Source organism: Actinomadura sp. KC06 (genome assembly GCF_004348735.1).
Lineage (GTDB): Bacteria > Actinomycetota > Actinomycetes > Streptosporangiales > Streptosporangiaceae > Spirillospora.
The window spans coordinates 1-12,244 of sequence record NZ_SMKT01000013.1; the positions used below are offsets into that span (position 1 = coordinate 1).

At 69.4% G+C, this 12,244-nt stretch carries 13 protein-coding genes and 1 pseudogene; 10 read left to right on the forward strand and 4 right to left on the reverse strand.

The window, feature by feature from the left end; translation table 11 throughout:
* Positions 1 to 203, forward strand: a pseudogene (locus E1287_RS43550) (hypothetical protein); the annotation flags it as partial.
* Between the two features lie 14 nt (positions 204 to 217).
* Here the strand turns inward: E1287_RS43550 and E1287_RS06600 are convergent.
* Complete coding sequence (locus tag E1287_RS06600; RefSeq protein WP_131963937.1) at positions 218 to 472, reverse strand: hypothetical protein; 255 nt, start codon at positions 470 to 472, stop codon at positions 218 to 220.
* Between the two features lie 112 nt (positions 473 to 584).
* Here E1287_RS06600 and fdxA point away from each other — a divergent pair, with 112 nt between their 5' ends.
* The 7 genes from fdxA to E1287_RS06635 all read left to right on the forward strand — a co-directional run bounded on the left by fdxA (position 585) and on the right by E1287_RS06635 (position 6,101).
* Entirely contained in the window at positions 585 to 911 is a 327-nt protein-coding gene (gene fdxA, locus E1287_RS06605; RefSeq protein ID WP_131963938.1) for a ferredoxin, read from the forward strand.
* Positions 912 to 1,047: 136 nt separating this feature from the next.
* Positions 1,048 to 2,133 carry a succinyldiaminopimelate transaminase gene (gene dapC, locus E1287_RS06610; RefSeq protein WP_131963939.1) on the forward strand — a complete coding sequence of 362 codons (1,086 nt, stop codon included), beginning with the start codon at positions 1,048 to 1,050 and terminating at the stop codon, positions 2,131 to 2,133.
* A gap of 164 nt (positions 2,134 to 2,297) precedes the next feature.
* Positions 2,298 to 2,924 carry a DUF4178 domain-containing protein gene (locus tag E1287_RS06615; RefSeq protein ID WP_243718690.1) on the forward strand — a complete coding sequence of 209 codons (627 nt, stop codon included), beginning with the start codon at positions 2,298 to 2,300 and terminating at the stop codon, positions 2,922 to 2,924.
* A gap of 2 nt (positions 2,925 to 2,926) precedes the next feature.
* Entirely contained in the window at positions 2,927 to 3,592 is a 666-nt protein-coding gene (locus E1287_RS06620) for a DUF2617 family protein (RefSeq protein ID WP_131963941.1), read from the forward strand.
* The gene (locus E1287_RS06625; protein ID WP_131963942.1) at positions 3,582 to 4,019 is read left to right on the forward strand and encodes a DUF4247 domain-containing protein; all 438 of its coding nucleotides are present in this window, start codon (positions 3,582 to 3,584) and stop codon (positions 4,017 to 4,019) included. Before E1287_RS06620 ends, E1287_RS06625 begins: the two co-directional genes overlap by 11 nt.
* A gap of 10 nt (positions 4,020 to 4,029) precedes the next feature.
* Complete coding sequence (locus E1287_RS06630) at positions 4,030 to 4,485, forward strand: DUF350 domain-containing protein (RefSeq protein ID WP_131963943.1); 456 nt, start codon at positions 4,030 to 4,032, stop codon at positions 4,483 to 4,485.
* A 74-nt stretch (positions 4,486 to 4,559) separates the two neighbouring features.
* Positions 4,560 to 6,101 (forward strand): polyamine aminopropyltransferase, encoded by a 1,542-nt coding sequence (locus tag E1287_RS06635; RefSeq protein WP_243718692.1) that lies wholly within the window; start codon positions 4,560 to 4,562, stop codon positions 6,099 to 6,101.
* Between the two features lie 21 nt (positions 6,102 to 6,122).
* Here the strand turns inward: E1287_RS06635 and E1287_RS06640 are convergent, their stop codons facing one another.
* A complete protein-coding gene (locus E1287_RS06640) occupies positions 6,123 to 6,824 on the reverse strand; it encodes a MerR family transcriptional regulator (protein WP_131963944.1) in 702 nt (233 codons plus the stop codon).
* 77 nt (positions 6,825 to 6,901) lie between these two features.
* Between E1287_RS06640 and E1287_RS06645 the strand changes: the two genes are divergently transcribed.
* Positions 6,902 to 8,044: an acyl-CoA dehydrogenase family protein gene (locus tag E1287_RS06645; protein WP_131963945.1), complete on the forward strand. Its 1,143-nt coding sequence runs from the start codon at positions 6,902 to 6,904 to the stop codon at positions 8,042 to 8,044.
* A 52-nt stretch (positions 8,045 to 8,096) separates the two neighbouring features.
* On the opposite strand, the gene htpG is transcribed toward E1287_RS06645, so the two are convergent.
* Positions 8,097 to 9,968 carry a molecular chaperone HtpG gene (gene htpG, locus E1287_RS06650; RefSeq protein ID WP_131963946.1) on the reverse strand — a complete coding sequence of 624 codons (1,872 nt, stop codon included), beginning with the start codon at positions 9,966 to 9,968 and terminating at the stop codon, positions 8,097 to 8,099.
* Between the two features lie 371 nt (positions 9,969 to 10,339).
* On the opposite strand from htpG, the gene E1287_RS06655 reads away from it, so the two are divergent.
* The gene (locus E1287_RS06655) at positions 10,340 to 11,086 is read left to right on the forward strand and encodes a DUF4360 domain-containing protein (RefSeq protein ID WP_131963947.1); all 747 of its coding nucleotides are present in this window, start codon (positions 10,340 to 10,342) and stop codon (positions 11,084 to 11,086) included.
* A 94-nt stretch (positions 11,087 to 11,180) separates the two neighbouring features.
* Here E1287_RS06655 and E1287_RS46575 read toward each other — a convergent pair whose 3' ends face one another.
* On the reverse strand, positions 11,181 to 12,080 hold the full coding sequence (locus tag E1287_RS46575; protein WP_347813953.1) for a DUF6119 family protein: 900 nt from the start codon (positions 12,078 to 12,080) through the stop codon (positions 11,181 to 11,183).
* Positions 12,081 to 12,244: the final 164 nt, after the last annotated feature.

Here is a 12,244-nt window from a genome sequence, read left to right on the forward strand (position 1 = left end):
AGTACAAGCGGTGGGAGATCGCCCGCGAGTACCGCGACGTGATCCCGGGCGCGAAGCTGGTGCAGGTCTCGGGCGCGGGACACGTCATCGACGCCGAGCAGCCAGAGATTTACCGCTCCGCCGTCACCGCGTTCCTCACCGGGCGCCCGCTGCCCCTGACCCCGTACACCGGCCGGAACGCCCCGCCTCCCACCAGGCGCTGACCCGGCGAGGTGACTCAGCCTTCCCGGCGGGGGCGTCGGGGCGGGGGCTGCGGCGGGACGACCTTCGCCGCGACCATGATCTTCTCCGGGACCTCGACGAGTTCACCGTTCCGCCGACGCACCGACAGTATCCCGCCGGACCAGGATTCGAGGACGCCGACGACGTCGCTGTACTCTCCCGTTGGCAGGCGACGGCGCAGCGAGATCCGCCGGCCCACGTCGGCGTCGCTGATGGACACCACCAGGCGTGCGGCGAAGCGGCCGGACATGTGCGGACCCCCGTGTCGAATCGACGGCGCCGTGGCGGCCATACTATTCACAGCGAGCTTGCGGTGAGCCGTGACGTGCGGCGGGGCCGGAAATCCGAGAGGAGTCACTGACGTGACCTACGTCATTGCGCAGCCCTGCGTGGACCTGCTCGACAAGGCATGCATCGAGGAGTGCCCGGTCGACTGCATCTACGAGGGCAAGCGCATGCTGTACATCCACCCGGACGAGTGCGTCGACTGCGGTGCGTGCGAGCCGGTCTGCCCGGTAGAGGCGATCTACTACGAGGACGACACGCCTGATCAGTGGAAGGACTTCTACAAGGCCAACGTGGAGTTCTTCGACGACCTCGGCTCGCCCGGTGGCGCCTCCAAGGTCGGGAAGATCGACAAGGACCACCCGATCGTCGCCGCGCTTCCTCCGCAGAGCCAGGAGGACTGACAGCGGCGGAACGCCGGGACGCGCCCCGCGGGGCCGTCCCCTAGGGTCGTCTGCGTCGTTTTCGGGCCGTGGCCGCCACGCATGTGGGACGGCCACGGCCCTCGGGTTTCCAGACAGGCCAGACAGGAGTGTGGACGTGTTCACGTTGCCGGACTTTCCGTGGGACCGGCTGGCGCCGTACAAGGAGCGGGCGCTGGCGCACGCGGACGGCATCGTCGACCTGTCGGTAGGGACGCCCGTCGACCCGACGCCCGAGCCGATCCGGGCGGCCCTGGCGGGCGCGTCCGACGCGCCCGGATACCCGCAGACGTACGGGACGCCCCAGCTCCGCGAGTCCGTCGCCGGGTGGCTGCGGCGCCGCGCCGGCGTGTCCGCCGCGAACCCGGACGCGGTGCTCCCCGTGATGGGCACCAAGGAACTGGTCGCCTGGCTGCCGACGCTGCTCGGCGCCGGGCCCGGCGACACGATCGTCTTCCCCGAGCTGGCCTACCCGACCTACGACGTGGGCGCGCGGCTGGCCGGGGCCGAGCCCGTCGCGACGGACGGGCTGCTCTCCCTCGGCCCCGTCTCGCCCAAGATCGTGTGGGTGAACTCGCCGTCCAACCCGACCGGGAAGGTGCTGCCCGCCGAGCATCTCCGCAAGGTCGTCGCGTGGGCGCGCGGGCGCGGCGCGATCGTGATCAGCGACGAGTGCTACCTGGAGTTCGGCTGGGACGAGGAGCGGCCGCCGGTCTCGATCCTGCACCCGGACGTGTGCGAAGGATCACACGAGGGGCTCCTCGCGGTGAACTCGCTGTCGAAGCGGTCCAACATGGCGGGCTACCGGGCCGGGTTCCTCACCGGCGATCTCGGGCTCGTCAAGCGGCTGCTGGAGGTCCGCAAGCACGCGGGCATGATCGTCCCGGCGCCGGTGCAGGCGGCGATGACGGTGGCGTACGGCGACGACGCGCACGTGGACGAGCAGCGGGCCCGGTACGCGCGGCGCCGCGCCGACCTGCGGGCCGCGTTCGAGAAGCACGGGTTCCGCGTCGACCACTCGGAGGCGTCCCTCTACCTGTGGGCCACGCGGGACGAGCCGTGCTGGGACACCGTCGCGCACCTGTCATCTCTCGGCGTTCTCGTCGGGCCCGGCGAGTTCTACGGCCCGGCCGGCGCCCGGCACGTCAGGATCGCGTTCACCGCCACCGACGAGCGCGTCGCCGCCGCTGTCGCCCGTCTCTGAGCCACCCCGCCTCCGGCGGGCCGATTTTGTTTCGGTTACGCCGTTCTCGCATGCAACCAGTGGTTCCTTTGATACGTCTGAACGCGGTATGGGCATGAGAGGCCACAGTCGGTAGGATCCCGCAGGTCTGTGCCCGGCTTGTAGACGAAACGATGGAGGTGTCCGTGAGCGGAGCGGCGATAGTGATCCTGCTGGCGCTGATCCTGGTCGCCTTGATCGTGCTGATCGTCGTCCTGCTGCGGCGCCGGTCGGGGACGGCCGCACCGGGCCCCGCGCCCGCGCCCGCCGCGCCGCGCGACCCGTTCGCGGCCGAGGACCAGGTGGCCGGCGACCCGCGGACGCTGAAGGCCGGCGACATGGTCGAGTACCTCGGCACCCGCTACTTCGTGCGCGGCTCGCTGCGGCTGAAGGAGGGCGGCTTCACCTGGAGCGAGCACCTCCTCGACGCCGACACCATCGAGGGCACCAAGGTGTGGATCTCCGTCGAGGAGGACCCCGACCTCGAGGTCGTCTGGTGGACGGAGTACGACATCGGCGACCTCACCCCCGGCGAGCGGACCATCGTCGTCGAGGACGTCGAGTACCGCCGCGAGGAGCACGGCACCGCCGACTACACCAGCGAGGGCACGACCGGCGTCGGCGTCCAGGGACGGGTCGAGTACGTCGACTACGAGGGCCCGCGCGGCAAGTACCTGTCGTTCGAGCAGTACGGCGGCGGCCGATGGGAGGCCGGCCTCGGCGAGCGCGTCCCGACCGGGTCGATGACGATCTACCCCGGCAGCGGTGGCTGACCTTGCGGACCACCCTCGACACCCCCTACGCGGACGCGCGCGCCGACGCGCTGTCGTTCGCGCTCGGCCTGCCCCCGCTGGACGCGCTCGCGGTCCTGCCGGTCGAGCGGGCCGGGCTGACCGTCGAGCTGCGGCTGCTCGGCGCGTCCCACCAGGTCATCGCCGGGCCGCTCAGCGAGACGGTGGCGTGCCTGCCCGGCGCAGCCGAGCCGCTGCCCGGACGCGCGAGCACCGACGTGCCCGGCTGGACGTACGAGTTCGCCGCCACGACGGCCGCCCTCAGCGACGGGACGGCGTTCTGCCGCGCCGTCGAGGCGGTGTGCGCGCGGCTGGCGGACCGCGGCGACGCCCTGACCGGGGACTTCCCCGGCTCCAGGCACGCCGTCACCGCGCTCGCCTTGGAACGTACCGTCCGGGCGGGCAGCGCCCTTGAGCGAAGCGCCCTTGAGCGAAGCGCCCTTGGGCGGAGCGCCCGTGAGCGGAGCGCCCGTGAGCGCGGTGCCATGAAGCGCGGCCCGGCCGAGCGTGCCGCGGCGGCGGACAACTCCGACCTTGAGACCCCCGCATTGGAGGAGACCGGGATCGGCTGGCGGACGTGGCACGCCTATCCGCAGACCCGGGAGATCGTGATGACGCGGAGCCGGCTGGTGAGACCAAGTGAACAGTAGACACCGGATGATCGGCGGCGCGTGCGCCGTCCTCCTGACCGTCCTGGCGCTCGGGGGCTGCGGCAGCACCTCCAAGGAGTCCTGGATCGGCGACAAGTACAAGAAGATGGGGGCCGGCACCTACCGGTCCCCGAAGGCTCCGCCGGCCGTGGCCGCGGAGATCAACAAAAAGTTCAGGTCGATCGACCGGGTGGACAATCTGGCGACGAGGGGCGCGGCGGGCGGGATCTTCCTGCGCTACCCGCAGCTGGTCGTCGGCGTCCTGCCGAACGGGACGGGAAGCCGGATCACGGTCGACAATCCCCGCAGCGGCTACAACCGCTACTACTCCCATGTCAGCGGCCGCTGGGCCAGTCCCGGGAGCAACGGCTGGACGAGCGCGGGCGCCGCGTCCTTCCGCGGCGGCGGGCCAGGGTCGGGCAAATAAGGAGCAACTGATGGACGACCTGTTGGACGAGATCGGCGCCACGTTCGCCTACGGGGCGGTCGGCATCGCGCTGATGGCGATCGGCTACCTGGTGGTGGAGGTGACGACGCCCGGCCGGCTCGGCAAGCAGATCTGGACCGAGGGAAACCGGGGCGCCGCGCTGCTGCTGTCGGCGAAGCTCCTCGGCATCGGCGCGATCGTCACCACCGCGATCATCACCAGCGACGACGACCTGAGCGACGGCCTGATCGACACGGCGGTCTTCGGCGGCATCGGCATCGTGCTGATGATCGTCGCTTTCCTCCTCCTCGACGTGACCACGCCGGGCAAGCTCGGCGCGACGCTCGTCGACGGCGGCGGCGCCACCGCCCCAGGCGGCGTCGCAGGCGGGATCCACCCGGCCGGGTGGGTGGTCGCCGCCGCCGACCTCGGCGTCGCCGCGATCGTGGCCGGGGCGGTCTCCTGACGGCCCGCGACCTGGACGAGGCCGCCCCGGCCCCTTCCCCGGCGGAGCCGTCCGTCCTGGAGGGGCCGGGGCGGTTGCGCGTCCCGGCCAGGGCGGCGCGGACGCTGGTCCTCGCCGCCGTGTTCACCTGCGCGGCCTGCGGGCTGGTCTACGAACTGGCCCTGGTCGCGCTCGGCAGTTATCTGGTCGGCAACTCGGTCACGCAGGCGTCGATCGTGCTGTCGGTCATGGTCTTCGCCATGGGAATCGGCTCGCTGGCCGCCAAGCCGTTGCAGGGCCGTCCGGTGGTGGCGTTCGCCGTCGTGGAGGGCGCGCTCGCGCTGGTCGGCGGCGTGTCGGTGCTGGCGCTGTACGCGGCGTTCGCGTGGCTCAACCTGTACGTCCCGGCGCTCGTGGTCGTGGCGTTCGCCGTCGGCGCGCTGATCGGCGCGGAGATCCCGCTGCTGATGACGCTGCTGCAGCGGATCAGGAAGCAGGACGCGGGCAGCGCCGTCGCCGACCTGTTCGCCGCCGACTACGTCGGGGCGCTGATCGGCGGGCTGGCGTTCCCCTTCCTGCTGCTCCCCGCGTTCGGCCACATCAAGGGCGCGCTGGTCGTCGGCGTCGTCAACGCGGTCGCCGGGATCGCCGTCGTGCTGTGGCTGTTCCGCCGCCAGATCGGGCGCGTCACGCGGGTCGGCCTGGGGCTCGGCATGGTCGCGGTCCTCGCCGCCCTCTGCGGGACGTACGCGCTGGCGGACGGCTTCGAGGTGTCCGCGCGGCAGGCTCTCTACACCGACCCGATCGCCCTGACGAAGCGCACCAAGTACCAGGAGATCGTCATCACGAAGGACGCCTCGCTGGGGGGCGCGTCCGACGTGCGGCTGTTCCTGAACGGCGACCTGCAGTTCTCGTCCGTGGACGAGTACCGGTACCACGAGTCGCTCGTCCACCCGCTGATGTCGGGCCCGCACGGCAGGGTGCTCGTCCTCGGCGGCGGGGACGGGCTGGCGCTGCGCGAGGTGCTCCGCTACAAGGACGTCCTGTCCGCGACGCTGGTCGAGTTGGACCCGGAGATGCTGCACCTGGCCCGGACGTACGGGCCGATCACGTCCCTCAACCGCCGCGCCTTCGACGACCCGCGCGTCCGTGTCGTCGCTGCCGACGCGTTCTCATGGCTGCGCGGCCTGAAACAGCAGTTCGACGCCGTGGTCGTGGACATGCCCGACCCCGACGACGTGTCCACCGCGAAGCTGTACTCCGTCGAGTTCTACGGCATGGTCAAGCGGGTGCTGGCGCCGGGCGGGCGGATGGTCGTCCAGTCCGGGTCGCCGTACTTCGCGCCGAAGTCGTTCTGGAGCATCGAGAAGTCCATCGCGGCGGCGGGCCTGGCGACGACCCCGTACCACGTGGACGTGCCGAGCTTCGGCGACTGGGGCTACGTGCTGGCGTCGGCGGGGGAGAAGCCTGCGCCGCGACTCGCCCCCGGCGCTCCCGACCTCCGTTTCCTGGACGAGCCGCTCCTCCAGGCCGCGACGGTGTTCCCGAAAGACCGCCGCGTCCGCGACGTCGAGGTCAACACGCTCGTCCACCCGCGGCTCGTCGAGTACGAGCGCGAGGAGTGGAAGAACGCCTGACCAGGGCGTTCCGGCGGGCGGTCAGTCGGGGACGGACTGCCGGATCGCCTTGTCGACGGCTCGCTGGAACGACGTCACCAGCGACTGGATCATCAGGGGCTTGAGCTTCCCGGCCATCTCGATCAGCCGCTCCCGCTCCTCCGGGGCGCGCCCGCCCTCCCGGTACGGCCGGACGACCGTGTCCTGAAAGGCCCGCTGCAGCTCGGCGGCCAGCGCGGTCGTGTGCCGGTCGACGGCCTCGTGCGAGGCGATCAGCGTCTCCAACGGCATCGGCAGCGCGGCCAGCTCGGCGCTGATCCCGAGCAGCGCGGGGCTCACGACGCGGACGACGTCGTCCGGCATCATCTCGATGACCCCGAGGGCCTCCAGCCGCTTGAGCAGGTCGTCGTCGAGGTGGCGTCCGGCCCGCTGGTCCAGCTCGTGCCGGTCGAGCTCTTCGGGACGCTCCGGCGCCCACGGCGACAGCAGCGCCCGCTGGAGCGCGAGGTCTTCAGCGGTCGCCTCCGGCGGGATCCTCTGCAGATGCTTCTCGATCGCCGCCAGCGTGAGCCCGAGCGACTGCAGTTCCCGGACGAGTTCCAGCCGCGCCAGATGATCGGCGCCGTACAGGCCCGTCCGGCCGCGGAGCTTCGGAGGTGGAAGCAGCCCGCGCCCGGCGTAGAACCGGACCGTGCGGACCGTGACCCCGGCGCGCGAGGCCAGTTCGTCGACGGTGAGCTCCATCCCGCCTCCTTCGATGTGACAGTGCCAGTGTTACATTAATCCTGTATCAGGACGCACTTACCGAGGGAGACCGCCGGATGGGACGCGACATCTACACCGAGGAGCACGAAGCCTTCCGCGACATGGTGCGCTCCTTCATCGCGAAGGAGGCGGCGCCGCACCACGAGCAGTGGGAGAAGGACGGCATCGTCTCGCGCGAGGTGTGGCTGGCGGCGGGACGCGCGGGCCTGCTCGGCATCGACATGCCCGAGGAGTACGGGGGCGGCGGCAACCCCGACTACCGCTACTACGTGATCTTCAACGAGGAGCTGGCAAGGGCCGGGATCCACGGGCCGGCGTTCGCCGTCCACAACGACATCAACGGCGGCTACCTGCGTCAACTCTGCACGGACGAGCAGCAGGCGCGCTGGTTCCCCGGCTACTGCTCCGGCGAGATCATCACCGCCATCGCGATGACGGAGCCCGCCGCCGGCTCCGACCTGCAGGGCATCAAGACCACCGCGATCAAGGACGGCGACGACTACGTCCTGAACGGGTCGAAGACGTTCATCTCCAACGGCATCCTCGCCGATCTCGTCATCGTCGTCGCCAAGACCGACCCGTCCGCCGGGGCGAAGGGCGTCAGCCTGCTGGTCGTCGAGCGCGGCATGGACGGCTTCGAGCGGGGCCGCAACCTCGACAAGGTCGGCCTGCACGCCCAGGACACCGCCGAGCTGTTCTTCGACAACGTCCGCGTCCCCGCGGCGAACCTCCTCGGCGAGGAGGGCATGGGGTTCATCTACCTGATGCAGAACCTCGCCCGCGAACGCCTGTCCATCGGCGCCACCGCGCAGGCCGCCGCCGAGGCCGCGTTCGAGCAGACCCTCGACTACTGCAAGACCCGCGAGGCGTTCGGCCGTCCCATCGGAAAGTTCCAGCACAACCGGTTCACGCTCGCCGAGATGAAGACGGAGCTGACCGTCACCCGCGCGTTCACCGACCAGTGCATCGTCAAGGAAGGCGCGGGCGAGCTCTCCGCCGAAGAGGCCGCGATGCTCAAGTACTGGAACACCGAACTCCTCAAGACGGTCGTGGACAGGTGCGTCCAACTCCACGGCGGCTACGGCTACATGACCGAGTACCCCATCGCGAAGGCGTACCAGGACGTCCGCATCCAGACCATCTTCGGCGGCACCACCGAGATCATGAAGGAAATAATCGGCCGCTCCCTAGGCGTCTGACGACCGGCGGCCCCGCCGTGCACGAAGGGGCCGCCGCCGTTGCTTGCCGCACTTAGCCGGATTGGTCGCCGTCCGTCAAGGAGACCAGGAGGTCGTTGAGGCGTGACACGAACGCGCCGGGCTCCTCGATGCGGGCGCCGCTGGTCAGCACGGCCTGGTCGTACAGGACGTGGGCCCAGTCGGCGAGGCGCGGGTCGTCCTGGCCGCGGTTGAGCCGCTCCACCAGCGGATGCCCCGGATTGATCTCAAGGATCGGCTGCGCGGGCAGGCCCGAGCCTCGTAGACGGCGGGCCACGGTGAAGTCGGTCTCGGCCTCGTTGGCGACGATGCAGGCCGGGGAGGTCGTCAGGCGACTCGTCACGCGGACGTCGAACGCCTTGCCGTCCAGGTGCTCCTTGAGCTTGCCGAGGAGGTCGGCGTAGGCGGTGTCGGCCTGCTCGGCGGCCTCCTTCTCCGCCTCGTCCGCCATGCCGCCGAAGTCGGGCGGGCCCTGCGCGACGGACTGGAGCTGCTTGCCCTCGTACTGCGCCAGGCCTGTGACGACGAAGTTGTCGACGGCGTCGTCCAGCAGGAGCACCTCGATGTCCTTCGCGCGGAACGCCTCCAGGTGCGGGCTGGCGGCGGCGTCGGACAGCCCCGGCGCGAGGAGGTAGTAGATCTTGTCCTGGCCGTCCTTCATCCCGGACACGTAGTCGGCGAGCGACACGCGGGCCTCCCGGCCCGACCGGGTCGAGGTGAAGCGCAGCAGCCCGGCGATGTCCTCCCGGTGGGCGGGATCGTCGAACACGCCCTCCTTGAGGACGGCTCCGAACTGCGTCCAGAACTCGGCGTACTTATCCGGCTCGCCGTCCGCCATGTCCTTGAGCAGCCTGAGCAGCTTCTTGACCGCGCTGGCGCGGATGTGGTCGATCGCCTGGCTGCCCTGCAGGATCTCCCGGGACACGTTCAGCGGCAGGTCCGCGGAGTCGATGATCCCGCGCACGAACCGCAGGTACCGCGGCAGCAGCCGTCCGTTGTCCTCCAGGATGAACACGCGCTGGACGTGCAGCCGCACACCCTGCCCCGGCTCCGGCATCCACAGGTCATAAGGCGCCCGGGACGGGACGAACAGCAGCAGCGTGTAGTCGTACCGCCCCTCGACCTTCGCGTGGACGTAACCGAGCGGATCGGTGAAGTCGCCGGTGAGCTGCTTGTAGTACTCGTGGTAGTCGCCGTCTTTCAGCTCGCTTTTCGGACGCGTCCACAACGCCGACGCCTGGTTCACCGCGCTGTCATCCTCGCCGACCGTGATCGGCCGGGCGATGTGGTCGGAGTATCGCTTGATGATCGAGCGGAGCCGGTGCTCGTTCAGCAGCTCGTCCTCGCCGTCGCGCAGATGCAGCACGATCGTGGTGCCCCGCTCGGCGCGCTCGACGGTCTCCAGCGTGTACTCGCCCTTGCCGTCGGACGCCCACCGCACGCCCTCGTCCACGGGCAGCCCGGCCCTCCGCGTGGTCAGCACCACCCGCTCGGCGACGATGAACGCGGCGTAGAAGCCGACGCCGAACTGGCCGATCAGCGCGGTGTCCCGGCGCTGGTCACCGGTCAGCGACCGGAGGAACTCCGAGGTGCCGGACTTGGCGATCGTCCCGATGTTCTCGATCACCTCCTCCCGGCTCATCCCGATGCCGTTGTCGGCGACGGTGATCGTCCCCGCGTCCTTGTCGAAAGAGACCTGGATCCGCGGCTCGTCGTCCCCGTCCTCGGCCAGTTCCGGACGGGAGAAGCGCTCGATTCGCAGCCGATCGATCGCGTCCGAAGAATTCGAGACCAGCTCGCGAAGGAATATCTCCTTGTTGCTGTAGAGCGAATTGGCCATCAGATCCAGGATCTGTGCCGCCTCCGCCTGAAAGCGAAATGTCTCCTCTTCCGCTTGCAATGACACCTTTCCCCTCCCAGCAGGTGGCCACCAGACAACCGTTCAGGATAGAAATCCTCGGACCCGGCGGTCAACCGGTCGCGGCGGATGCCCGGCGAAGCTCCCGCGGCCTGGGCCCACCGAACCCGACATAACAGATCAACATGGGTGGTACCGCACCGCCCGCACCACGGGTGGCACCGCTCACCCGCCGCCGACTCGATGGACGCGTCTCCCGATCCCTGGGATCGTTGAGCATTTGGATGCCAATCCCCGGCCCTTTGGTCCCTCGCCCGTGCGCGGCACGAAAATGGAACGGTCCTTTGTTAAAATTCAAGGGTTGACTTTCAGCAACGGTACATCGAGTTGAAATATGCCGATTGACAACACTTGGATCCTTGGTTACTTTCCTCGGCAAAGATCTTGAACTCCGTATCCAAGGTCTTATGGCGGCTGACCAAGAACATGTCAATCTCCTGAAGGAGAATCGCGTGTATAAGGGAATCGCGCTTTACGCCGCGGCCACCGCGCTGCTTACCCTGACCGCCACGGCCGTAGCGCCCGCCGCCGCGGCCGCGCCGCCGGGCGTCGGCCCGCCTCCGTTGCTGAACATCAAGACCGCGACCGGCTCCGGATGCACGCTCGACACCACCGGTGGGTGGGGGGAATGGGACTACAGGGGCTTCACCGTCGTATACGAGGACTACAAGGCCCAAGCGGGCGGCGACTCGAGGCCCGCCGACGCCCGTAGGAACTGCCAGCTCTCCCTTGAGTTGGTCGCGGGATTCGTCTCCTACACCTACGCCGTCCGGAGAACGACCTACAGCCTGGACGCCGAACTGCAGAGGGGTGCGCAGGCCATCCTGAAGGCCAACTACCATTTCCCGGGCACCCCGCAGGGCGAAATGAAAACGCACCGGGCAATGGGCCCCAGCAGTGACGAGTTTCGGTTCATCGAATCGGTGCCGACGTCCGAGCTCGTGTGGAGGCCGTGCGGGCAGCGAACCGAACTCGTCATCAACACGGAACTGCGGGTCGTCAATGGAACGGAGCGGGACAAGGTCAGTTCTGCCTCCATGAACTACGACTACGACGCCGGCGGCCCCCGGCAGACCTACGAGCTCGAAGTGAAACCCTGCCCCTGATCGGCGCGGCGCCTACGGGACGAGAGCCTGCCGACGACGCTCTTCGCGGTCGGCAGGCTGCGACCGTCCCGGGGCGGTCAGGAAAGGCGCGGCGTCAGAAGGCCGACCAGACGCTGAGGCCCGGGGTGGAGAAGTAGCGCCGGGATTCGCCGCGTCCCAGGCTGTCGAGAGGCTCGCCGGTGCAGTCCTCGCCCGACATCACGCCCAGGACGACGGGAATGCCGACACCGCCGCCCGGGATCGTGTTGGCGGCGGATCGGATGGGGAACGGCGTGGTGACGCAGCCCTCGCTGGTCGTCGCGGACGGGGTGATCGCCTCGACGAACGCGAAGTCGTCCGGAACCGACCGCGCGCAGATCTCGGAGATCCTGCGCAGGAGTGCGACGAGCCGGTCACGGTCCAGCGGGACCCGGAGCCCGGCCGATCCTTTGACCCGCAACGCCCGGCCCGAGTCGAGACCGAGGTCCTCGGGATCGACCATGCCGGCGAGCCTGCCGACGATCTCGGTGTACTCGCTGAGCCCGATGTGCCGATGGGAATGCCGGACGGGACGTGGGTGGCGTCCTGCCGGCCGAGCCCGGTCATGGAGCGCCGCACGACGGTGCGAACCTGCTCGGCGTCGACGGCCCGGATGGCGAAGCTCAGCCCGAAGCGATGGTCCTTGAACTGTTCGGGAATGGACCGCCAGCCTCCGCGAAACCCGATCGCGTATCTTTCGCCGTTCACATCGAGGAGCAGCAATGCCCCGCAGTCGACGGCTTCGTAGGGGGAGCGGACCGATGAGATGCGTCGCGGCATAAAGCCAAGGCACCGGGACGTGACCGCGCTGCCAATGGAACGCCACGGCCCCGGCGTCCGGGTATTCCGGGAAGGCCATGTCGCTGGATGCGGCCTCGTCCAGGTAAGTGCCTTGCAGCGTTTCCAGAAAGGCGTCTACATCGGTTGCGGTCTCGGAGATGCGATAGATGGTCAGTTCGCGGGCCGTCTCGGGCATGGCGGACCTCCGGAGGAAGGCGTCGTCCGGCCTGCACGGCCGGTGGATCGGAAGGGTGCGCGGCGGTCTCGCGGAGGTCACCGCGCCTCGTCACTCACGTAGTAAACAGAGTCGCGCAGCTTGTTAGCGTTATCAACACGTTTGAATATTGTTCACACGCTCAC